The sequence below is a fragment of the Metabacillus niabensis genome (genome assembly GCF_020524345.1).
GTDB classification, from domain to species: domain Bacteria; phylum Bacillota; class Bacilli; order Bacillales; family Bacillaceae; genus Metabacillus; species Metabacillus niabensis_B.
Genome location: NZ_JAIVLH010000037.1, coordinates 1 through 24,053, shown reverse-complemented (window position 1 = coordinate 24,053; position 24,053 = coordinate 1). Strand labels below are relative to the sequence as shown.

Here is a 24,053-nt window from a genome sequence, read left to right as displayed (position 1 = left end):
CAAGTTGTCCTTCTTGATATTCTTTCACTACCATAAGCTTAAATTTTTCATCATATCTAGACATTAATAAAACACCCCAAAAGTTAGATTCTTTACTCTAACTTTTGGGGTGCAGTTCATCACGGGTGGTTTTTATTGTGGAAAGAAAGATTTCCTCCACCGTTTTACACTTATCTACTAATTGATATAAAGGTCGCTAAGGTTATAGGCATTGTTTTGATAGGAGATGTTTCTATGACTTCAATCACCAAAGCTCTTTCAGAAATCGCTTTTAAGCGAAAAGGAGAAAAACAGCTTCATCATACCTATATGAAGAACTTCTGCAATATGAATACATGAAAAACGGTAATATGGACCATCCCTCTCGGAATTAAACTTTTCCAAGGTAACACTACCGGAACATTATCAGACAATCCTGTTATGAAAAATATCTGTTTGATGCCTCCATTACTTAAAGCAGTCGATTCTGCATAGAAGGTGGAATGTATTCGGAAGTTCATTACCTTTGGTTGTTTTTTCATAGTGGGGGAATTTTCTTAATATTCAAATTGTGTTTGACGTACTTACTTTCATGTGATATAAAATAGGTGTAAATATTTTTTTATTTTTATTTAGGGAAGAAAAAATTTTTACACAAATTTAAAACGCTTCCAAAAAATATGTTAGGTTTTTCTTTTTTAGAGTATAAAGCTCGAAAGTAAAACCTGACAAAGGGGGAAAGTTTATTGGAAAGGTAAGTAAATAAACAATTAACTTAGATGTTGTGGAAAAATTTATATTTTAAAATGGTCGTATCTATAATTAACAAAAATCCAATATAGGGAAATACAGTATTTTACTTACGTAATCAAGTTATACATATGAATTTATAATTAAAAAGATTTGAAATTTATCTTGTTGCATTCTAAAAGTAAATGAGAATAATAGTCCAATAGAACTGAGTATTGATTAGGTGGTTTGTAACTAATTATGAAAAGGTGAGTGAATATAAATGAAAACGCTTAACTTCCGTTCTTGGGTATTCGTGATTGTATTATCAATGATTTTAACTGCTTGTAATAGTCAGGGTTCAAATACAGAATCTAATCAATCCACAGTATCCAACTTTCCAGAAGAGCCAGTTAAAATTGTCGTTCCTTTTGCTGCTGGTGGTGCTGCAACTACTACTGCAAGATTAATTGCAGATGCCTCAGAAGAATCTATGGGAAATTCTATTGTAGTTGAGAATAGAGAAGGAGGTGGTGGGACAATTGGTCAGCAAAATGTTTCTACAGCAAAACCTGATGGTTATACATTGCTTTTAGCTACCAATTCTCTTGTCACTAACCCAATTTTTAATAAGACTTCATTTACACATGAAGATTTTGAACCAATCCTCCAACTTGTTAGTGATGTATCTTATTTATTTGTTTCTACAGATGCGCCTTATGATGATTTTGGATCATTTATTGAATATGCAAAGGAAAATCCAGGAGAAGTTAGTTTTGCAACATCAGGGGCACAGGCATCAGATAATTTTGCTGCTCTTGATTTAATCGAGGCAACAGGAATAGATGCTACGACTATACCATATGATGGTGCGGCTCCTGCTGTAGCTTCTGTTGCAGGAGGACATGACGAAGTAGTAACAGCTAGTTTTGGAGATGCTGAAGGGCAAGTACAGGCAGGGAATCTCAAACCAATTTTAGTTTTAAGTGAAAATAAATCAAAACAATATCCAGATGTTCCGACTTCGTTTGAAGAAGGTTATGAAATTACGGATGAATCTTGGCGTGGTTTGGTAGCACCTAAAGGAACAGATCCTGAGGTAGTTAAATATTTACAAGATGCTTTTAAAACTGGCTTTGATAGTGAGGATTTCCAAAAGAAAATGGCAAATCAGGGAATGGAAACGGTTTATAAAGATAGTCAAGAATTTAAGCAAGCAATAAATGATGTATTTGAGCGCTATGATCGAATAAATAAAGAAAATTAGTAAGGGATAATGGGTAGGCCTTATTTATCCCATTCTTAACGGGCAGTAGAGGTCCCCACCTTAAGAGTCTAGTAAAGCAAAGAGAGAGGTGGGGGACGCTTGTCCGTATAGACCTGATAAGTCTCATATTATTGGCCTACTCACCTCTGAAAATAATTAGAGTAATTTTTTAGGAGGGTTTGAAAATGGCAATAGTCAATCATATATTTTCAGCTGTCATGATTGTATTAGCACTATGTTTTTATCTGTTAGGTAACACCCTTTCTGATGATGCAGCAAAATGGCCACAGTTTTTCTCTATTCTATTAATAATACTTTCGATTGGGTTAATTATAGATACAATCATAAAGCCAAATAGAGAAAGTGAAACTAGTATTACGGAAAAACAAAAAATTGATCAAAAGGATAAAAATCATAACTTAACTTACACAGGGATTTTAACAATACTGTACTTACTGTTAATGAATTTCATAGGTTTTTTAATCTTAACCCCTATCTATATATTTGGATTACTTTGGTTACTAACATATAGAGAAGTTAAAAAATTAATCTTTTTATCTATTGGTACAACAATAGGGATAACAGCACTATTTCAGTATTTACTTGGTGTCCCTATACCACAAGGATTTTTAGAAAATTTGTTGTAAAAGGAGTGAGTGATCATGGATATGTGGCTTGATGCAATTGGAACTGTATTATCGGGATCAACTTTGTTAGTTATTTTACTTGGCACCATTTTTGGAATCATCATGGGCTGTTTACCGGGGATGAGCTCAACAATGGCCGTTTCTATCATCATTCCCTTTACGTTTACAATGGATCCTGCAACAGGCATCATATTACTAACAGCGATTTACTGTTCTTCCGTTTATGGTGGTTCTATTTCAGCCATTTTATTAAATACACCTGGGACTCCTGCAGGAGCTGCGACAGTTTTAGATGGTTATGAATTAACTAAACAGGGACAAAGTGGGAAAGCATTAGGAGTTTCCGCAATTGCATCTTGTATAGGTGGAATTATCAGTGCATTAATTCTTACAACAACTGCCCCTTTTCTAGCTGAGCAGGCTTTACGCTTTGGGGCACCAGAATATTTTGCAGTGGCTATCTTTGGAATTTCTGTTATTTCTAGTTTAGGAGGAGCAAATCCTTTTAAAGGGTTAATGGCAGGTACATTAGGAATCTTAATTGCAACAATTGGAATGGATCCAGTTAATGGGTATCCTAGATTTACATTTTCTGATCCACACTTGGCTGCAGGCTTGTCATTAGTACCTGTATTAATAGGGTTATTTTCTGTATCACAGGCATTTGTATTAATTCAAAATGCAGGAACATCTAAAGAACCAGATAAGATTAACTCGATTTCTGGAAAAGTGTTGCCCTCATTTAAAGAGTTTACCAAACTTCTACCTAATATTACACGTTCTTCATTTATTGGAACATTCATTGGAATAATTCCGGGGATAGGAGGAGATCCAGCAGCTTTTATCGCTTATAACGAAGCAATGCGCTGGTCGAAGCATCCTGAAAAATTTGGTAAGGGAGCTATAGAAGGTGTTGCTGCTCCTGAAGCTTCCAATAATGCTGTTACAGGGGGAGCATTAATTCCGCTATTAACATTAGGTATTCCAGGTAATACGGTTACAGCCATTCTAATTGGTGGACTACTAATTCATGGGCTAAGACCTGGACCAATGCTTTTTCAACAACATGGTGATGTCGTATATTCATTGTTTTTTAGTTTAATAATCAGTAACCTTTTATTCATGGTGATAGGTTTAGCTTGTACAAAATACTTTGCAACAATCTTAAAAGTCCCGGCCATCATTCTAGGGCCGATTATTTTGATGTTAAGCTTTATTGGTTCCTACGCCATTCACAATAGTTATTTTGATATATGGGTGGCTCTAACCTTTGGAATTATTGGTTACATTTTCCGTCAGATGAAAGTCCCAACAACTCCAATTGTTCTAGCTATCATATTAGGTCCACTTGCTGAGCAAAGTTATAGGCAAGCATTATTACAATCAGGAAATGATGTAAGTGTTTTCTTCACAAGACCTATAAGTGCAGTGTTTTTACTAATTGCTATTATTACTTTTGTGACCCCTTTTGTAAGAAAAATTCTATTAAATAAAAAAATGAGTCAAGGAAATGACAACACATCTATAAATAAATAGGTTTCGTTTTGAATCAAAATTTTATAAAGAAAGGATAAATAAATGAAAAAGGTTAAAATAAAACATACAAATCTTCATCTAATGACCATCAATCAATTTAGGGACATTATAGAAGGTAAACAGTTTAGAGAGTTTATTCAGTTTCTTATAAAGGAAAATAATAAAGGAGAAAATGGATTAATTGTAAAGAGTATATTAGACAGATACAAAAAAGAAGAAACGATTTACATTGAACATATAATTGAAGAATTTAATGCAACCTCAGATAACCGGGAGCAGTGGAGAAAACCTACAATCGAATTTTTTAATAAATTTTGTATTGATTTTCAAAACAATTTTGAAAAGAGTAAAAGTGAACGTGACTTGGTAGGGTTATTTATTCTCTTTACGATGAATTATATTTTTACTTGTTATGCAAACAAAAAGTTTAGGAAGTTTGTGGATGTAAAAGTGGGAAGATTGTTTGGATAAATGGATTTTCATCAAGGTGTAGAAATAACAATAAGAAATGACTAAAAAGAGGTTGACCAATATGAATTTAAGGTTCGATCGTTTTTTAATCTTTATTTGTACCTGTTTGTTTATGTTTAATGTTACAGGAAGTAGACCTCTTATCCCTTTATATTCTAGTGAATTAGGTGCAAGTAATACCCAAATTGGGGTTATAGTTGCACTTTTTTCATTTTTACCAATGTTCTTAGCTATTAAATTAGGAAAATTAATTGATAGTACCGAAATGAAATATCCTCTTATTTTCAGTGTGTTACTTGGAAGCTTATCTATGATTTTACCTTACGCTTTTCCTAATATAATGGGTGTGTATTTTTCTCAAGTAATAATAGGTTTATCTCAATTGACTTATGTGCTTTGTATACAATCTTATTCAGGGCAATTTTCTAAAAGAAAATTAAGGGATTATTATATTGCTGTCTTCAGTGTAGGGGTGGCTGTTGGGAGTTTCCTTGGCCCGTTAGCTAGCGGTTTTCTAACTGATATAGTTGGATTTTTGTATACTTTTATTATTCTAGGAATGATATCATTATTTTCTTTTCCACTTCTATTTCTTTATAGAAGCAGAAGAACGAAGGTGTTAAAAGAAATAAATATAGAACATTCTAAGGATAAATCATATGATTTGTTATTTATTTCTGACTTACGTAAAGCCTTTATCGTTAGTGCAATTGTTTTGTTTGCTAAGGATATGTATGTTGCATTCTTTCCATTGCTTGCTTCGAACAAAGGGATATCTACAACAGTTATAGGAATCATTGTTTCTTTAAACGCAGCCGCTGGAATTATTATAAGAATAGTTCTACCCTATATAGTAGATAAAGTAAGAGTCAATGTCGTTATCTCAAGTTCAATTATTATAGCCGGTTCGATTTTTATACTAAATCCACTTATAAGTGATGTTTATCTATTAAGTATAATGGCATTTTTGTTGGGCATCTCATTGGGGATCGGTCAGCCGCTTTCTATTTCCAGTACAATTACATCTTTACCAATGCACAGGGTAGGTGAGGGACTAGGTTTAAGATTATCTTTTAATAAATTGACTCAATTTATTGCACCATTAACTATAGGTACAGCCTCTGGAATAATAGGTATGGGTGGGGTTTTTATGGTATCAGGCGTCATTATGATTATTGGTATTTTTAGTCCGAAGAAATTTTCTGAGTCTTTAAGGAAAAGAGTGAAAAATAAAATTAATTGAGAAAGAAGAAAGGTTAGGTAAGATCGATTTACCTAATCTTTCTTATGTTTTCAATTCGACTCATTGAAAACAAGTATGTGATTTTATTTGTGCATTTAGATAGGGGTCATGATTTTTGCTATAAAAATCTGAAAATACAATAAATAAAGTGTTTACATCATTTATTACCGGTGATATTATGAATTTGTGGTAATAAATTTTACAATATAAATAAATAATGTTATTTTTACTACACTTAAATCGCTTAACTTTTTTTTGTTATATTTTGTAATCGTTATCAAAGTGCTAATGATGTGCGATTATCGTGTGAAAATTCATTTTGCAAGGAGTGCTTAAATTGAGTATTAATGCTGAGCTATTATCTAATGAAGTAATAGAACGTGCGAAAAAATTAAACACAACTCTTCTTTCAGATGCACTTGGTTGTACTGGATCAATGGATTATGAAGTGAAACCTGTTGCAACAGGAATGAAGGTAGTAGGAACAGCTTTAACAGTTGATTTGCGAGCTGGGGATAATCTTTTTCTACATCAAGGGATTTACTGTGGAGGTAAAGGATATGTCCTTGTAGCTGATGGTAAAGGACACAAAGAAAATGCTTATCTTGGTGAGTTAATGGCTGCAGCAGCCAAAGCAAATGGTTTAGATGGAATTATCGTTGACGGATTCGTTCGAGATAAAGAAATGCTAGGTGAAATTGGTTTACCAATTTTCGCTAAAGGATTTATTCCAAATGGACCTTTTAAAGATGGCCCTGGAGCTATTAATATTCCTATTTCATGTGCTGGTGTTGCTGTCCACCCAGGAGATTTAATCGTAGGAGATGAGGACGGTGTAACCGTAGTTCCTAAGGACAAGATTGAGGAAGTACTTGAAAAAGCTGAAGAAAAATTAATATATGAAGAAAAACGATTACAAACTATAACTAGTTTTATAGAGTCGAGTAAACAAGGGAATTTAGATATACAGAGTATAGCACCGAGTTGGCTAGAAGAAAAAATGAAACATTTTGGATATTAAATGAGAGGAGAAATAAAATGCATTTGGGGTTTATCGGTTTTGGAGAAGCAGCTTTTGAATTAGCTTTAGGATTATCAAAATATGAAAATATAAGGGTAACTGCATATGATCCACTATGGGATGTAGAAGAGTTTAGTGCTTTAGTTTTAAAGCGCGCTAATGAAGCGAATGCGATGTTGGTTGAATCTCCTGAATTGGTTTTAAATGCGGTAGATGCAGTAATTGTTGCAGTACCGGCGAATAAAGCGCTTGAAGTTAGCAAACAACTAAAACCAATCATTATAAAAGATTGTATCTATATTGATGTATCAGCATCAGGACCTGATGTAAAGAAAGAAATAGCATTAAACGTAAATGAACAAGGTGGGAAATTTGTTGATGCAGCAATGATGGGGCCTTTACCTGTTTATAAACATAAAGTTCCGATTCTTGGTAGCGGAGACGGTACAGATATTTTCCTAGATTTAATGAAAGATTATGAAATGAATATGACAAAAGTTAGTAATATTCCAGGTGAAGCTACTGCGGTAAAATTAATTAGAAGTATTCATATGAAAGGTGTTGCCGCTTTATATCTTGAATTACTTGAGGCAGCTTATAAATTTAATGTGGAAAATCTTGTGATTGATTCTATAAGTGAGACGATGAATGGTCGGTCCTTTGAAGAAACCATGAACAGACTTGTAACAGGTACTTCAATACATGCTCTAAGACGATCTATTGAACTTGGTGGAACAATTGACATGTTAGATGCCGCCAACATTGATTCAATGATGTCTCAAGCTGCGAAAGTTAAACTTGAAAAATTAGCTGATCTTAATTTAAGAGAGAAATTTAAAGGGGAAAAACCAGAGCATTGGCTTCAAGTTATTGAAGCTTGTAAAGTGATAAGTTGACAAGAGTAAACAGAGTGGGTGACAGCTCTATGAGTTACAATATTGCTGTTACCTTTTGTGAATATACATCATATGAGGTGTTTATATGGGGATAGGAGTTTGGGCATTAATTATTTTTATTGGAATTATAGTATTTTGGAATATTGTCTTAAAACGAAATATTGCAGAAGCGATGTTAGCGGGATTTATCGTTACCTCATTATTCGGGGGTGCAAGTGCGCTTGATTTAATGTGGAACGGACTTATATTTGCAGGTACAAATGACGTACTTTATGCTTCGGTAGCTTTTGTTTTTATGGCCTATGTAATCGATCACACTGCTATTATTAACAGTCTTGTTAAAATATTAAACTCGTTATTAGGAAGGCTTCCCGGAGGAGCTGCCTATGTTGATACGATTGCATCTGGTGTTATGGGAACGCTTGCAGGATCCAATTCCGGTAATACAGCAACAACTGGTTCCATTACAGCACCATGGATGGTTCAATCGAAGTTTAGTAGAGAATTATCAGCAACTGTTGTTGCGGGGAATGGAGGTCTCGGTGCAGCGCTGCCTCCAAGTGCTTCAATGTTTATTATGTTGGGGTTTGCTCCTATCGGTGCGGTAGTAGCTGAAGGAGATTTATATGTTGCCTTATTTATTGCTGGTGTCTATCAGATAATTTATCGTATCTTTTTAATTATGTATTTTGTTAAGCGTGATAATATTAAAGCGATTTCACCTGAATTTATTAAACCACTCAAAGAGTCATTACGTACAGGTTGGAAGTCAACATTGATTTTTTTCGGTGCATTAATCCCGATTGTTATGACAATTGGTCCTATAGCAGAGGGATTTGAGAAGAATCCGAGTATTGGTGCTGAAGCAATGGATAGCATTTCTCTCATCACTTGGATACCAATCTTAATCATTATCATTAGTTCTTTTGTAGGTTGGACTAAACTGCCAAAAACAAAGCCTGATTGGACGAAATTTCTTAACGATGCGATTCCTCGTTTTTCAACGATTGGAGCTTTACTTGTTTTCGCATATGCATCAAGTCAAGTTTTGACAGATTTAGGTCTTGCGGAAGATTTGACATCATTAATGGAATCTATCACAATTTCGAAATGGTTAATGGTCATAATCATTGCTTTACTGGTAGCACTTGTTGCAGGTCCATTATCTTCTACAGCAACATTGACTGCAATCGGAATGGTTGCCTTTGCTGCAATGGTCTCTGCTGGGGTTGATCCATTATTAGCGGTAGTTGCTATCCTTGTCTTTGCTTCTACAGAAGGGGCATCACCACCGGCATCTGGATCGATTTTCATAGCAGCTTCGCTTGCCGGAGCGCAACCTGAAAAGACATTTGTTCCACTTATTATTTATTATGTGATTCCAATTTTGTTAATCGGCTACTTGATTGCGATGGGCATTTTACCATTACCGGTGTAAAAGGAGGAGAGATATGATGAAAAAAATATTAATCTTTTTATTCAAAGTGTGTCTCATCTTGTTTTTACTTGGTGGTACATGTTTAGTCTTTGGTCAACTTGCTGGATTGATTTTTCAAAATGGTGATCTTGTAATAAAAACGTGGGATATATTTGCAAATCCTACCTTTATATTGAGTGCATTGGCAGGATTAATTGGTTTTATTCTTGGATATTTTCCAAAGGAAACCTGTGTAGAAGAGCATATCGTTACTCATCAAGAAGAATATGAAGAAATGAGAAGCGTACAATAAATATATGGGAAGGCAGACTTTATTTATAAGTCTGTCTTTTTGTTAGTCATCTCTCTAATAGATAAAGAAGGATAAATAATAGGATTTATATTAATTTTCTTACTTTTTATGGGGAAGAATTCTTTAACATTTTTACAAAAAAAATAAATAGTGATATTATTTCATTATTAAGAAAAGGTGGAAAATATACTACAAAATTTTGTGTGGAGAGATAATATGGAAAATCCGATAGTAAAGTTACAAGAGAAAATATCTGAATTGACGGAATCTCAACGTAAAGTAGCAGATTATATCATTAAGCATCCACTAGATGTGGCTTTTTTAACTATAGACCAATTAGCTGGTGTAGTAGGTACGAGTACAACCACTATTATGCGCTTATCCTTTAGTATAGGTTATTCAGGATATACAGAATTTCAAAAAGGACTCCAGGAAATTTTAAGAAATCAAGCAGCACCACAGACTAGATTAGAAGCTAACATTAAAGGAATTAGTGAAAATGATTTATGGGGGCGCTATGCGGAAAGTCAAATTAATAATATTCAAGATACGTTGGACATGATATCACCTGAATCACTAGAGAAAACATTAGAGCTAATTTCTTCTGCAGAAAGAATTATTTGTACAAGTGTTCGGAGCGGGCTCCCAGTTGCTCAATATTTAACACATGGATTGAACCGACTTTTAGGAAATACACATTTAGTTGTGGCGGATGTCAGTGATTGGGTTGATAGTGTTGTAAATATGACTTCAAAAGATTTACTTATTGCGATAAGTTTTCCGCGTTATGCAAGAAGAATTATTGACTTTGCGAAAACAGCAAAAAGTAATGGAATACAAGTTATTTCAATGACGGACAGTTATTCTTCACCACTTGCAAAGCATTCTAATTTAATTCTTCCATGTAATTCTAGCAGTATTGCGTTCCATAATTCTGTCGTATCTTCTATGTTTGTTGCAGACTATTTAATTAGTGCCCTTGCAATAAACAATCCAGAAAAAACAAGGGAACGACTTGATGAAGTAAATTCTATTTTGACTGGAATGAATTATCATTACTTGAATTAATAAAATATCTTAGCATTGGCGCAAACACTTAAAAGTTTTGCGCCTTTTTATCGTGTAGTGTCACAAGTTTCCTTAAGTTGATATTATTTGACTTAAGCTTACAAAGATAGATAGATCACATTCTCAAGACTGCACAAAAAATGCACAGACTTAATTTATTTCTTTGAACTCTATTAACTTATTTTACAACCATAAGCCAAAAACGTTGATTTATCAATACATATTTAACTCGGTTTTATTATACTTAACTCTATTAATTGCCCACCCAATTTTGACAGGGTAGGGGTCGGGGGTTCGAATCCCTCTCGGATCATCAGAGTGAGAAGCTTCAGTTCCAGGGTAGGCCCACAGAGGCTCCAAGTCAAGTCCGTATAAATGTCAATGATAATATGTACAGTTTTGATCATTTTAAAATGTACAATTTTGATTATTATGCATTTTTATTTTCCCCCAACCTATCTACTACACTTGGCTGGGGGAAGGATTATAGGGTTTAAAAAGGAGTAACCCCTAGTCTATCTTCTAATTGTTCTTTTTCTTTTTTCAACACTGCTATTTCACTTTTTAATCTATTCACTTCTTCTAATAATCTTGCGATTTTTGTTTGATCATCTATTCCTTCTTCATATGCTGTACCCTTCATCCTACACCAGTCATTAAACTCATAAAGATCATCATCACCAACTTGATGACTGGAATCTTTTGTGGTGGAAGTTGCGTTCAGCCATTCTTCAACCAACTTTTTTTCACACTTTAAACCATATGAACGAAAGAACTTTACTGTCTTAGTTAACGCCAACTCACTCATATTATCTTTATCAAAATGGTCCTTTAGACGGTACGAATCTCCTATTATATTAACTACTGTGGCATGGTGGAGGACACGGTCTAATATGGCATTGGCAATTTTGGTATCCTGGAATATGTCTCCCCAAGTTCTAAAGCTAGCGTTTGTTGTTAAAATGGTACTTTTTTGCTCATACCTCAAGTCAATCAATTGGAAAAATAACTTCGCATCTTCTGCATCGATAGGTAAATAACCGATCTCATCAATAATAAGTAGTTTATATTTGGCATAATGTTTTAACCTAGTTTCTAGTCTGTTTTCAAGTTTAGCCTTTTTCAAATTCATGATCAGATCATTACACTTGATGAAATAGGTACTGGTTCTTTTCTTGGCAGCTGCTATCCCAATGGATGTTGCTAAATGTGTTTTTCCAACTCCACTTGTTCCTAAGAATACAATGTTTTCTTTTTGCTCAAGAAACCGTAAGGTGGTGAAGTCTAATATCTGCTGTTTATTAATCGATGGCTGGAAATCAAAATCAAAGTCTTTTATTTCCTTTAGATGTGGAAATGCTCCCACCTTAACCATTGATTTCACCATGTTTACTTCTTTCATATCGATTTCATAATCCGTCAGTTTAATTAACGTATCTGTAAAAGACAATTGATTATTAGTCATAAAATCAATTGTTTCATCTAGATGTATCATCATCTGTTTTAACTTTAAATACTCTAAGTTCTGTACAAGTTTGTTATAGCTGCTATTCATTTTTATACACCTCATTAATTGCCTCTAAATTTTTTCTAGCCAGTTCTTCAATATTTGTTGAAGACGGTAGCCCTCTAGCCAAGGTCTCAACATAATGCTCATGTTTGTAATTGACTTTTAAATGGCTAATAGGGTGTTGGGCAACCAATTCACGTGTTATAATAGATAAAGATATGGTTGTCATATACTTGTAAACTGAGGGTTTGTCCAATGTATCCAGATGGTACTGAATACTGGTTGGACTTGAAAGTGATCATATTAGATGTGTTTACTTTCACAAGTATGTGATCAATTTTATAGAAATCTCTTATTCGATCATGTGGTAGTGGCGATAAGAGGTTTCTTTCTTTTTTTAATGCGAGAATTGGTATTTTTCCAGTCCCTTGGTGGTAACTATTGTTGATTCGATCGCATAGTTTTTGTACGAATTGGTGGAGTTCCTCATAATCAAACTTTCCTTGATAGGCATGGATCTCATCGATTAGTTTCATCGGAGCTTCAACCCTGGCTTTTGTTCGTGGCCTCCCGGCCACGCAAGGTTTTACTTCAAATCCCATATCATTGGCAAATTGATAAAACCGTTCATTTACCGTTCCTTTTTGATATTCTGTTCGAGGTTCGTCCATGACAGTTTTCATATTGTCTGTCAAAATCGTCTTAGGTACTCCTCCAAATGCTTCAAAACTTTCCGTAAGGAATGTTAGTAATATACTTTGGGACTTTGAGATTGATAGGTTAAATGTGCGAAATCTTGAATGACTAAGTAACAGTACACAAACATTTACATACAATATCTCGCCATCTTTTGTGGTATAACGAATATTTTCCTTCCAATCCAACTGTGCTTGTTCTGCTGGAGGTGTTTCAAAACGAATCACTTCTCTATTTGAACTCCTTCTTTTCTCAGATTCAAAATAACTCTGAAATTCCACTTTATTTAATATGTACTTTCTAAAATTGGATTGACTACAGTTTAATCCATGATTATCTTTCAGGTATTGCCATAAAACTCGCTTGTAATAAAATTTTTGCTTGGACTCTTCTGAAAGCAACAAGGCGATAATTTCATAATAGTCATCTATCTTTGATGTTCGTTTACGAATACTTTTCGGCTCGTAGCCATTAAGGTATTTATCAATCGTCCTCCGATCAACTCCCATATCACGAGCCAATTTACTCTTATTAATTTTCATTTTCAAGCTCTCCATTATGATTTTTAATTTCGGTAAGTCTGAAAGACTTTTAACTTCAATATCTGTAGTTATATTTATTGGCATATGCATAATATTCACCCCAGAATATTATGCAGTTTAGTGATCCAAACTGTACATACTTAAACGATCATTTTTGTACATTTTTAATTTAGCATTTGTAAGTCCGTAACCATTTATCTATCCTACATGAACATAAAGATAAAAGGTGCTCCAGATCAAGGTTTTATTAAAGACACTGTAGATAATTGCCTGATTGTCGTAAAAAACTTAGATTTTCAAACGACTTTATTGTTATTACACATAAAGGACTTGTGATTAGTTTGAATATAATAGTATTGCATAAAAAAGCTTCATTATCAGACCTTCTGAGACAACGTGCCCCCAAACAACAGCATTTTCGAAAACTAATTCCTCACTCAAACTTTTCATTCATATTATTCCTATTAATTAAAATTATTCCACATTACTTCCATTTTTTTTAAAAAAAGAAGGAATATGTAATCTTTTCAAGAATTATACAATTGTAAGAAAAACAATATTAGGAAGGTGAAGTGTAATGAAGAAATTATTAATGTCTTTTTTAGTAGCTTCTTTGGTAACGGGGGCTTCTTCAGCTTATGCTGCAGAAAATACTACTTTAAAAGACGAAGCAAAGACTGTAGAAACAATTAACTCACAGTACAAAGATAGTGCTGGTAACTTAGTTAATGAGAAGACGTATCTAAATGAAGATGGTGAGGTTACTGGGGGAGAAGTAGAAATAGGTAAGTCTCCAACTTCAGACGGAGGATTTGGTATTATGGCTGCACCTCATTTCTCGGCAAACTCAAAAACTAGTCGTCAAGTTGAGGCAGGTTGGATTCAACTTAGAGTTTTTGGAACTGGAAGTTCAAAGGCCTACACTAGTTCATCTAAAACTTCATATAAAGCTATTGACTCAATTGGTGTAAATACAATCCTTTATTACAATAATACAGTTGAAGATACTGCTTCATCAACTAAATCTAATTCTTCTACTGCTGCTGCAACTGCTAAACAAGAGGCTATAAATTGTTGTTTTGGATATAAAACACAATCGAACCATTCATTTAAAGAAGCAGGTTACTCTAGCTGGTACCCAACTACGACTCATTATTTAAATTAATTTTACTTTTAGATACAAGCTTGAAATCAGCTTGTATCTTTTATTTAAGGAGAAAATTGTATGTATAACCGAAAGAAAATATTAATCCCATTTATTCTATTTATCTTAATTATGTCAGGTTGTACTAATACGACCGAAACTGTAGAACCTAATACTGAAAGTGAAAAATTTGATGAAGATTTGTTACCAATGGCAAAAGGGGAGCAAGGATTTTCATTAGGTCTATATAATAATGAAAATATCGAATCGAAAAGAACTTTTAATATCAGTTCAAATAATTTTACTAAAAATATTGTTTTCGGTAATAAAACGTCAGAAAAAGGTAATTTCAAATTATTAGTATTTAATCATGGTAAACAAATTGAATTTTATATGGATGGGAAAGAGTACACTTATTTTGATTTTACATTAACAGCAAATCAATATTCGGATTTACAAGTCACTTTAAAGGATATTAGTAACGGGTTTCAATCAATCAACTATATTGTCATAAGAGAACCAAATTTAGCACCGGATAATTTAGAGAATGCTTTGGTAGTTTCACAATTATATAGTATTCGAGTAAATTTATTAAAAAATATTAAAACTATTCCTAAAGAAAAACCGAATTTAACAAATATAAGTAAAACAAATAAGAAAAGTAAAATACATGGTGTATTTGTAAGTGAATTAGCTTCTCCTTATACGGCATGGCTTAAAGAAAATATTTCTAAAAAAACAGACATACTTAATTATAATATTGTATATGGAAATAAAGAAAATAGTCCTGTTGATTTTTATCTAGTTACAATGGTAAATTGGAATCAAGTTCCTATTTCAGATAAACAATTACATATATATGATCAATTGAAAGTAAACGAAGAAAAATCAATTCAAGGAAAATTGGATCATAATTTATTAAATAAAGAAAAAAATATTTTTGTGACATTTATGCTACCAGATCCTTATAAAGAGCTTCCTGATAAAAATCCTCACGGGGCAATTCCAGCAATGTCAAGCATTAGAACTAGTATAACTCAAGATCATGATTAATTTTGAAAGGGGATAACTATGGTAGACAAAATAATTGGAACTATATTTTTATCTTTGAGTGGCATTTTATTTAGTGTTGAAAAAGATTTCACTATTTTTATAGTCCTATTTACGATATTAGGATTTTATTACTTAGGAAAAGAAAGAATAAAAACATTTAAAAAATAGTAACGTATGTAGTTTTTAACTTTATGAGTGGCATTTTATATTTCAATCTTGAGCTATTGAAGCTCTTGTTGTCCTTGGGGTGCGGTCTCAAAGATAAATATCTCAGGAAACTACTGAATTAGAAGTAAGCCATAGATTCCTCAATGGTTATCAATTTATTTAGTATTATAACTTCACAGATGTTATTTTAAACGGGAAAACTTAAAGAGAAGTTATAAATATGAATGATAAATTATATTTATGAAACTAGCTAATATATTAATATATGTTATTCATCGATTAAGCGCTATTGTTTATTAACATTAGCGTCTTTTTTTAGTGAAAATTAAAACATTATAAGAAAGGTCGGTTATATATTGAAGATAAAACAAATAGTTAATCTCTTTCCAGTCTTCTGGACAGGATTGTTCCTAGGTGCATCATTAACAGCACTGATTTGTTTTATGCTCATTCAATTTGGTTATAACCTATTTTAAAAGCTTTGTATATAGTGGAAAACAAGTATCTATTGCAGGTATTTTTTCACTTCATCAACTCTAAGGTAATCAATCTTCAACAATAAAGCGCGATTATTGAAGATCATAGGATGAAAATGATTAAACGTTTTATAAAAATGTATAGAGCGCTTTATGGCGCAGGCCGGACCAGCTTGAGTCTATTAATTCCCAAGCATTTATTACAATTAAGAAAAATCTGTTCAAAAATATCGCCCGATCAGTTATTAATGTACAGTAAGTTATTTTTGTACATATAATTAAGATACTTTTAACGCATAGTATATATGTATAGGGATAGATTTTTCAATAATGTACACTTCCATTTATGAAGATACTTTCAACTCGGTTATATAAGAGTCATCGTCAAATGGATGATCTGATCTATGCAATAACATTGGTGATATAAACATTTTTAAAAAACACCTCATGTTAATTTTAGCATTCTATGAGATGTAAATTTACTGGGAATTGAAGTTAATTTGATATCAAAGGAAATTCCTTTAAGAAAGCCAGGTGGTACCTGACATTTTTAAAGGATATAGATTTCTATGATTGATAGTACAAATTTTACAGCTGCTAGAGTAAAAAGAATTCTTAGAAAGTACTTCATAAAACCTCCAATATTAATGTTACATAAAAGTTGAGATTTCCTATACATAAATAATTCGATAGGGAGGAGTCTTTGTGAGGTTACATGAATTAAAAATAGACCCTAGTACAATGAGACTAGAAGTTGATATAATGGAACTAAAAGGAAGTTTTGCCATTGTTTTGTGTGAAGGTAAAGCTAAAATAACCGAATTACCTTCTTATGGTGAAACGAAAATAATCACTCATCAAGGTAAGGTGAAGCGTGTTAAGTTTGATGAGGGGGAAGAGTTTTAATGGATAATAAAGATTTTGTTTTAGTAGTAAATAATATATATTGTAAATTGCCAGAAAAGGACACTGATTACTTTTATGAACTGACCCACTGGTTTGAGACACAAAAAGAACACCTATGCTGCCTGTTCCCTAAATTCTCTAGGGGATAGGTAGTTTAATTTTGCCTGAAGACGTATTTGATTGTAATAATAGATGAAATTTCTTACTTTTTCCACTACAATTGGGTTTGTAAGATGTTCTTGTGGTTGAGAGTAGAATTCTTCCGACTTTAGGGTAGAGTGGAAGGATTCAATGACGGCGTTATCAAAGCAGTTACCTTTCCGAGACATGCTTGTGATAATGCCGTTTTCCTTTGCTAAGTTTTGAAAAGCGTAAGAGGTATATTGTGAGCCTTGATCGCTATGAAGAATAACCCCTTTAGTTTCAGGCCGATTATCTAATGCATCTTTCAATGTATCTAAAACTAGCGATACCTCTTGGCTTAAACCTATTCGAAAAGCGATAATTTCATTATTGTAAAGGTCCATGATACAAGACAAGTACATCATCGATTGTCCAAATGGAAGATACGTTATATCCGTAACCCACTTTTCATTAGGTTTCGATGCTTTGAAGTCTTGTTTTAAGTGATTGGGCACAATAATCTTACTTTCCCCTATCTTCCGTTTTGGTTTGACTCTACACTGCCAATTGTATTTCTGCATTATCCGTTGGACTGTCTTTCTATTTACTTTTATTTTATATTCTCTAAGGAGCCAAGCCTTCACAGTTCTGTGGCCAATTCGGTACTTGTGTTTCGTACATACCTCTTTAATCTTAAGTTCCAATTCCGTCATATTTTTATTACCTTTCTTTACCCACCGATAATAGCTAGATCTAGGGATTCCTAAACATTCACATATTAATGTGACAGGATATTTTTCTTTCAATTCTTTTACGAGCTCTAAAACGATTTCTGGGACCAACCCCTTTCGATATCCTGGTACTTTTTTAGAATTTCTACTTGAATACGTAGTTGTTTATTTCTTGCTTTTAACTGTTCAACTTCATTTAACTCTTCTAACCCTTTACCATACGAATATTGTTTCCCTATTCCTTGAGAAAATCTATAAGTCTCCCCGTTTTCATACCATTTCACCCAGTTTTGTATTTGTCTTTTATGTTTTATTCCTAGCTTTTCTTGAATCATTTTATAGGTCATACCATTTTTCCTTAAATTAACTGCTTCCCACTTTATTTCTTCTGGGTAATGAACGATTTTCCCCATGAGAAAAACACCTCCGCAATCGTTTAGTTTATAAATACGATTCAGGAGGTGCTCTTTCCTTGTCTCATTTACTTGGGTCACTCTACAAGGATGAGTGCCTTTTCCATTTTAGGGACTTATTGGCGGAGATCAATTTTAGGATTGGATCGAGATCGAAATTGTGAAGAAATTCACTTAAGGTAACGTAATAACACACTTCAACATCCAATTTAAGGAAATTATGATATTATATAGTTGAAAATCAATAAAAAGGGAAGGGAAAATGAGTGAAGGCTGGTTGCTGTTCGAATACGTACCAATCAGCAACTACCACAAATAGATATACTTTAAAAATGGAGGGAAGGGCTAAAATGGAATTCAAAATTGGAAACGGTGCTATTGTTCTACCCCCTTTACACATTACGATAATTGCAATAATAATTATTTTCTTTTTAGTTAAATGGAGTAAGCAATTAGAAACACGACGTTTTACGGTTTTCTTTTATTTTCTGATTAGCACATACATTGCCCCAGTTTATTCTCAAAGTACAAAAGAGGGTATTTTTCAGCTATGGATTCCTTTGGGATTTATAGTAGTTTTCCTTTATTTATTTCTTATTAAAAGAAACCATCCATCTAAAATAAAAGCGAGTATCCTAGGATTTTGTATAGCAATTTATCAGTTAATTCTTATATATATCGAGTAGTTTTTTTCTTCAAGTGGTGCGTTATTGAATAACTACCTTCAGCAATCTAAGCGCGAATACTCAGTAAGTACAATCAAGAAAAAAGAAAGTGTATTTGTTAACAAGGGGACTAAAAGGGGAGGTAATAATATGATGAAATTGATGTTTATTCTCGCAGCTATCAGTATTCCTATTTTCGCTTATTTGGGTAAAGGTGCCAATGGAATTTTAATTTCCCTATTATTTATGTTTCTTGCAGCCTTTTTTAGTAAGCCTAGGTTTAATAAGAAAGACTAATGATTCTTCCGCAATCGGGCTCTTATCATGAACATGGATTAATGGGTGCAGCGCCAGGCCTTACTTCTTTATTGTCCTTCAACTAATTGTACATTTAGAATGATTTCAATTACTGAAATGATGAAGCGTTATTTTATTTATTTTGGAATTTAACAGGGGGAAGAGATGAAGAATTTATTGTTTGCTATTTTGGGTGCAATAGTTACTTGTTTGGTAATAAGTTTTTTCACAAATGACTTAGAGATTAATTATTTGGCGCCACTTATCATAGGTATTGTAATAGGTTATGGGATTGGAAAAAGAGAAAATTCATCTACAACATGAACTGTTTTCTAATAAATAGTGATCTTCCGCAATAGGGCACTATTCCTGAGGGATTGGCTCTTATTTTCTATTTTGAGAAAATATTGTTAAATGAGGACATGTAAGACGAATGATAAATTAAATAGAATTTAGGTAAAAATGGAGGGCTAACATGTATTTGCTTTTATCAATAATTTTAAGTGCACTTTTAGGATACATTTTATTGATGATGGGACCACTTGTTGGTGGTATTGTTGCTTTTGGAATTGTTTTTGGTTGTATTTTTAGAGGATTATATTTACTATCCGATATTCATAACAGAATTTCCGATATATCACCTAAGGAAGATAAAGTTCAAAAAGCTTATAAAAAATATTTGGAAGAAAAAGAATAACATTTTATTAAATTATCGGGCGCTATCCTTAAGCAAGGATAAGCGCTCATTTTTCATTTTAGGGCCATTTTCTGGAAGACTTGAATTCGAGATAATTGAATGAAATTAAGTACTTGGACTCTTAGTCCATTATCTTGAATAAAAGAAAAAGCACCCTTTTCACAAAGGATGTTTACATTTGGTTATTTCTTTTGGCTCTAACCTTCTTTTTTTTGAAATCAATGGCCTGCCACTCTATTGTATTTTCATTACTAAAAGTGATCGTCACTAAATCATTTGGGGGATTGTGAGCACCTTCAAATGTTGTTACCTGCACAGTGACATTAAACAAGTAACTGCCTTGTGACAGCTTCTTAATTTGGGTTATATTACCACAGTAATTTTGTTTAAGTTCGCCATATTGCTTCTTCAATTCCTGTTGAATTGAGGGATAAAGAAAAATGAAAATCAAGTCTTCTCGCAATTGTATATCATTTTTAGTTTCTGTATCGGCTTGAACGGGAGAAAAAGAGAAAGGAGTCAATAAGACAATTAATATTACAAAGCTTTTTTTCATAAAATCCTCAATCTTAGTTTCCCTTATTATCAACAATTAAAGAAATTCTTATTAACTAAAGGCGCATTTCCGGAGTAAGGAAATGTGCCTTTCTACTTGAAAAGGGCCATATTCTGGAAAAAAGAAGGGATTTATATAGGACATCTAGAAAGTTAAGGTTATTTCAAAAATAGGGCAGTATTGAATTAGATATGTAGATAGATAAAGATATATAGGTAAAAGTCCTAAAGGACGTAGATTTCGAGGTGGAGAAGAGAAGTATTTTCGCCCTGCTCGGCTCCAATGGGGCAGGCAAGACAACGGTTGAGAGTAAACGTCTGATCAATACATAGCTCTATGCTAAGTGAAGGACATATCTCGATTCTGATAATCCAGAAAAGGAGGTGAGTCAGATTTTGATTGCCAATAATCATTCTCTTTGATGCATCGAATCCACCTTTTTGACAAAGGCCCTTCAAATACAAAAGAGAATTTGTAGTTTTAAAACAATAGAGCTGAAAAAAAGTAAAAAGAGGGAAACCAAATGGAAAAGATTACAACAGAATATTTTCGTTCATTAGAAAATGGGAAAAAAAGGAGAGATTCATGATGGGACAAAGTAACAAAGGCTTCTCTGAAACAGGGCTACGCAAAATGCGTGAGGTGCTAGCACGTCATGTCAATTCTGGGAAGATTCCTGGGCTAGTAGCTCTAGTCAGCCGAAACGGTGAGACGCACGTCGAAGCACTTGGCACAATGCGCCATGATGGCGGCTCGCCGATGAGTCGGGACACGATCTTCCGGCTGGCATCCACTACCAAGCCGATCACGGTTTCGCCGGTGATGATCCTGCTCGACGAGTGTAAACTGCATTTGGACGACCCAGTAGACACATGGCTGCCCGAACTCGCCAACCGGCAGGTACTAAAACGGCCCGATGGTCCGTTGGACGACACTGTGCCGGCCCTCAGGCCAATCACGGTAAGAGACCTGTTGACCTCTACATTCGGACTCGGAGTGGATCTGACGTTGATGGGCTCCCCGATCCAAAACGCGATCTTCGAATTGGGGATATATGACACGCCAGAGGTGGATTTGCCCGAATCGGGTGAGTGGATGCGACGCCTAGGCACACTCCCACTGTGCTACCAGCCTGGAGAGCGTTGGCAGTACCATATCAGCCTCGAAGTGCTCGGCGTGCTCGTTGCCAGAGTCACAGGTCAGACATTTGAGACGTTCCTGCGCGAACGCATTCTCGATCCGCTGGGGATGAAGGACACCGGCTTTTACGTGCCCGAGAGCAAGATTGACCGGCTACCACCCGCCTACACCCCCGATCCTCAGACCGGAGAGTTTATCGTGTGGGACGAGGCCGCAGGCGGACGATACAGCAAACCTCCAGCGTTCCAAGCAGGCGGCGGTGGGCTGCTCGCAACCGTCGACGACTATAACGCGTATTTACAGATGCTTTTAAACCAAGGGATGCACGGGAACAAACGAATCCTGTCCCGACCAGCAGTTCAGCTGATGACCACCAACCGCCTCACGCCCGAACAACAAGCATTCCGAGACGAATTGGCCAAAAACAACGTCCATTTGTCGCACGGCCAAGGGCAGCACGGCGGCTGGGGCTTTGGGATGGCGGTGCGTACCTATCGCGGCGACTACGCGTCTATCGGCCAGTTCGGCTGGGACGGAGGAGCTGGCACCGCGGCGTACGCTGACCCGGACAAACAGCTCACCGGAATTCTGTTCACCCAAGTTGGGATGTCCACTCCGGATTCAGCGCATCTTATCCAAGACTTCTGGACCATAGTCTACCAGGCAATCGAAGACTAACACCGAGCCCATGGTTAGTTGTTCGTTTAAAAAAAGGCCGGTGAATTCGACTTTTTTAGGTTGAATTTCACAATTCGTGTTTCTTTAATACTATTTTTGATATTGTACGATTTGGTAATAAAAGTAAGTCTATGACCTGTTTTTACGCGTATTTCGGCTGAATCCCTTTATAGGACAAAAAAGGAACTCGCAGAATAAAAATCTGCGAGTTCTTAAAATATATAATAGTAGAAATTTAATGTTCAATGCACTTTAAACTTTCAATTTTACCTTTTATATGATTATAAAGTTAAAATTGAAAGTAATTATCTTCCATAAAACCAGCTAATAGTTGTCAACATTTTTCAATAAAAAAATTAAAATATAGATGTTATACTAAAAATAAGTATGCCAAATAACCTTCCTGTTTTTATAATTTGGAAGGTTTTGTTTTATATTGTTAAATATAGTTTTTAAGCTAATTCTTGGAAAGTGGTCTTGTTCTTTAAAAGCGCATAAATCAAGTGTAAAAGCTTATTAGCACAAGCGATAATTGCTACTCTATATGGTTTACCTTCGTCGCGTTTTTTATCGTAAAACGTTCTTAACTTTTTATTCCGAGGTATAACAGTATCGCTGGTCTTTTGCTTTCGGGCATCTCGAATTCCACAGTATACAGCCATATATAATGCTTGCCTTAACCTTCTGGATCCTCTCTTCGTTATCCGATTCTGGGTTGCTGTAAATCTTCCAGAAGAATAAACGCTTGGATCTACTCCTGCAAAGGCTACTAATTTTTTAGGATGATTAAACCGATCTATTTCTCCAATCTCGGAAATGATTGTTGCCGCAATCTTACCTCCGATACCAGGAATAGACTGGATAATCTTATATTCTTCCATTTCTTTAGCGAGGGCATCTATTTCAGCTTCTAGTTTTGATAGATGCTCTTGATATTGAAGAACGATGGATATTAACATCTTTAGGTTGAATATATGGCTTTCATACAAGTTGGTTTGAAATGGATTTCGTAATGCAGCTTCCATAAGCTTTTGTGCTTTTTCTTTTGCCCACTTTTCAGAACGTCTGGTACATAACGATAAAATCTTGTCAGTTAAGACGGATTCGGTAGTATTTAGTACATGTTCAGAAGTAGGAAATAAGGAAAGTGTCTGTAAAGAGACTTTCGAATATAAATCGCCAAAGACACCTCTATATTCTGGAAACACCTGATCTAGTACTGTTAGAAGCTGTAGCTTGGTCTGTGTAGAGATACCAGAAATTGTCTCTTGTTGTCTTGTAAGATTCCGAAGGTTTAAGAGTTGAATACCTCTTTTCTTATACAGCTCAACTTCTTCTTTATAGAATAGTTCGCATAGAAGATAGGCGTCGACAGCGTCTGTTTTTACCTTTCTTAAACTTGTACTCCTTGCTCGATGAGAAATAAGTGGATTGACAATAATATAAACATATTGTTGCTCCTCCAAAAATTGAACAATAGGAGAGTGGTAATGTCCTGTCGATTCTAAGATAACCGAAGGTTTCATACCATCAGCTACTCTTTCAATCTCTGTTAAGAATTCTAATAAATTCTCAATGCCTTCCACAGTATGCTTTACACTAAAACTTTTACGATAAGGTTGACCTTTATCCAAGAATGCTTGTACCTGACTCTCACCTTTAGATACATCC

At 34.4% G+C, this 24,053-nt stretch carries 20 protein-coding genes and 3 pseudogenes; 18 read left to right on the top strand and 5 right to left on the bottom strand.

What is annotated here, in order from left to right:
- The first annotated feature begins 991 nt into the window (after positions 1-991).
- The 10 genes from LC095_RS25480 (at position 992) to LC095_RS25435 (ending at position 10,587) form a co-directional block, all read left to right on the top strand.
- Positions 992-1,975, top strand: coding sequence for a Bug family tripartite tricarboxylate transporter substrate binding protein (locus LC095_RS25480; protein ID WP_226530751.1), 984 nt, complete (start codon positions 992-994; stop codon positions 1,973-1,975).
- Positions 1,976-2,160: 185 nt separating this feature from the next.
- Complete coding sequence (locus LC095_RS25475; protein ID WP_226530750.1) at positions 2,161-2,622, top strand: tripartite tricarboxylate transporter TctB family protein; 462 nt, start codon at positions 2,161-2,163, stop codon at positions 2,620-2,622.
- A gap of 15 nt (positions 2,623-2,637) precedes the next feature.
- The gene (locus LC095_RS25470) at positions 2,638-4,158 is read left to right on the top strand and encodes a tripartite tricarboxylate transporter permease (RefSeq protein ID WP_226530749.1); all 1,521 of its coding nucleotides are present in this window, start codon (positions 2,638-2,640) and stop codon (positions 4,156-4,158) included.
- 42 nt (positions 4,159-4,200) lie between these two features.
- Entirely contained in the window at positions 4,201-4,629 is a 429-nt protein-coding gene (locus tag LC095_RS25465; RefSeq protein ID WP_226530748.1) for a hypothetical protein, read from the top strand.
- Between the two features lie 37 nt (positions 4,630-4,666).
- Complete coding sequence (locus tag LC095_RS25460) at positions 4,667-5,872, top strand: MFS transporter (protein WP_226530747.1); 1,206 nt, start codon at positions 4,667-4,669, stop codon at positions 5,870-5,872.
- Between the two features lie 328 nt (positions 5,873-6,200).
- Positions 6,201-6,893, top strand: coding sequence for an RraA family protein (locus LC095_RS25455; RefSeq protein ID WP_413467553.1), 693 nt, complete (start codon positions 6,201-6,203; stop codon positions 6,891-6,893).
- On the top strand, positions 6,857-7,789 hold the full coding sequence (locus tag LC095_RS25450) for an NAD(P)-dependent oxidoreductase (protein WP_226530745.1): 933 nt from the start codon (positions 6,857-6,859) through the stop codon (positions 7,787-7,789). Before LC095_RS25455 ends, LC095_RS25450 begins: the two co-directional genes overlap by 37 nt.
- An 85-nt stretch (positions 7,790-7,874) precedes the next feature.
- Positions 7,875-9,227 carry a TRAP transporter large permease subunit gene (locus LC095_RS25445; protein WP_226530744.1) on the top strand — a complete coding sequence of 451 codons (1,353 nt, stop codon included), beginning with the start codon at positions 7,875-7,877 and terminating at the stop codon, positions 9,225-9,227.
- Between the two features lie 16 nt (positions 9,228-9,243).
- Positions 9,244-9,519, top strand: a complete 276-nt coding sequence (locus LC095_RS25440) for a hypothetical protein (RefSeq protein WP_226530743.1) — start codon at positions 9,244-9,246, stop codon at positions 9,517-9,519.
- 216 nt (positions 9,520-9,735) lie between these two features.
- Complete coding sequence (locus LC095_RS25435) at positions 9,736-10,587, top strand: MurR/RpiR family transcriptional regulator (RefSeq protein ID WP_226530742.1); 852 nt, start codon at positions 9,736-9,738, stop codon at positions 10,585-10,587.
- Positions 10,588-11,395: 808 nt separating this feature from the next.
- Here LC095_RS25435 and istB read toward each other — a convergent pair.
- Together istB and istA are read right to left on the bottom strand one after the other, a co-directional pair.
- A pseudogene (gene istB, locus LC095_RS25430) lies at positions 11,396-12,142 on the bottom strand (IS21-like element helper ATPase IstB); the annotation flags it as partial.
- Positions 12,135-13,425: pseudogene (gene istA / locus LC095_RS25425) on the bottom strand (IS21 family transposase). The pseudogenes istB and istA, both read right to left, overlap by 8 nt.
- A gap of 502 nt (positions 13,426-13,927) precedes the next feature.
- On the opposite strand from istA, the gene LC095_RS25420 reads away from it, so the two are divergent.
- The 3 genes from LC095_RS25420 to LC095_RS25410 all read left to right on the top strand — a co-directional run bounded on the left by LC095_RS25420 (position 13,928) and on the right by LC095_RS25410 (position 17,082).
- Positions 13,928-14,500, top strand: coding sequence for a hypothetical protein (locus LC095_RS25420; protein WP_226530741.1), 573 nt, complete (start codon positions 13,928-13,930; stop codon positions 14,498-14,500).
- A gap of 60 nt (positions 14,501-14,560) precedes the next feature.
- Positions 14,561-15,532, top strand: coding sequence for a hypothetical protein (locus LC095_RS25415; protein WP_226530740.1), 972 nt, complete (start codon positions 14,561-14,563; stop codon positions 15,530-15,532).
- 1,349 nt (positions 15,533-16,881) lie between these two features.
- Positions 16,882-17,082 carry an XtrA/YqaO family protein gene (locus LC095_RS25410; RefSeq protein WP_226530739.1) on the top strand — a complete coding sequence of 67 codons (201 nt, stop codon included), beginning with the start codon at positions 16,882-16,884 and terminating at the stop codon, positions 17,080-17,082.
- A gap of 113 nt (positions 17,083-17,195) precedes the next feature.
- On the opposite strand, the gene LC095_RS25405 is transcribed toward LC095_RS25410, so the two are convergent.
- Positions 17,196-18,349, bottom strand: a protein-coding gene (locus LC095_RS25405) for an IS3 family transposase (protein WP_264196204.1) whose coding sequence is annotated in 2 segments (ribosomal slippage) — positions 17,196-18,073 and positions 18,073-18,349 — 1,155 coding nt in all. Because the reading frame shifts where the segments join, the coding sequence is not laid out codon by codon here.
- A gap of 815 nt (positions 18,350-19,164) precedes the next feature.
- Here LC095_RS25405 and LC095_RS25395 point away from each other — a divergent pair.
- From LC095_RS25395 to LC095_RS25385, 3 genes are all read left to right on the top strand, one after another.
- Positions 19,165-19,311: a hypothetical protein gene (locus tag LC095_RS25395; RefSeq protein WP_226530737.1), complete on the top strand. Its 147-nt coding sequence runs from the start codon at positions 19,165-19,167 to the stop codon at positions 19,309-19,311.
- Positions 19,312-19,476: 165 nt separating this feature from the next.
- The gene (locus tag LC095_RS25390) at positions 19,477-19,635 is read left to right on the top strand and encodes a tRNA U-34 5-methylaminomethyl-2-thiouridine biosynthesis protein (protein ID WP_226530736.1); all 159 of its coding nucleotides are present in this window, start codon (positions 19,477-19,479) and stop codon (positions 19,633-19,635) included.
- Between the two features lie 151 nt (positions 19,636-19,786).
- Entirely contained in the window at positions 19,787-20,008 is a 222-nt protein-coding gene (locus tag LC095_RS25385; RefSeq protein ID WP_226530735.1) for a hypothetical protein, read from the top strand.
- Between the two features lie 172 nt (positions 20,009-20,180).
- On the opposite strand, the gene LC095_RS25380 is transcribed toward LC095_RS25385, so the two are convergent.
- Entirely contained in the window at positions 20,181-20,564 is a 384-nt protein-coding gene (locus LC095_RS25380) for a DUF3888 domain-containing protein (protein WP_226530734.1), read from the bottom strand.
- 218 nt (positions 20,565-20,782) lie between these two features.
- Between LC095_RS25380 and LC095_RS25375 the strand changes: the two are divergent.
- Positions 20,783-20,869 (top strand): annotated as a pseudogene (locus LC095_RS25375) (ATP-binding cassette domain-containing protein); the annotation flags it as partial.
- A 283-nt stretch (positions 20,870-21,152) separates the two neighbouring features.
- Complete coding sequence (locus LC095_RS25370; protein WP_226530733.1) at positions 21,153-22,382, top strand: serine hydrolase domain-containing protein; 1,230 nt, start codon at positions 21,153-21,155, stop codon at positions 22,380-22,382.
- Positions 22,383-22,834: 452 nt separating this feature from the next.
- Here the strand turns inward: LC095_RS25370 and LC095_RS25365 are convergent.
- On the bottom strand, positions 22,835-24,053 hold a 1,219-nt coding region (locus tag LC095_RS25365), incomplete at its 5' end, for an IS110 family transposase (RefSeq protein WP_226530732.1).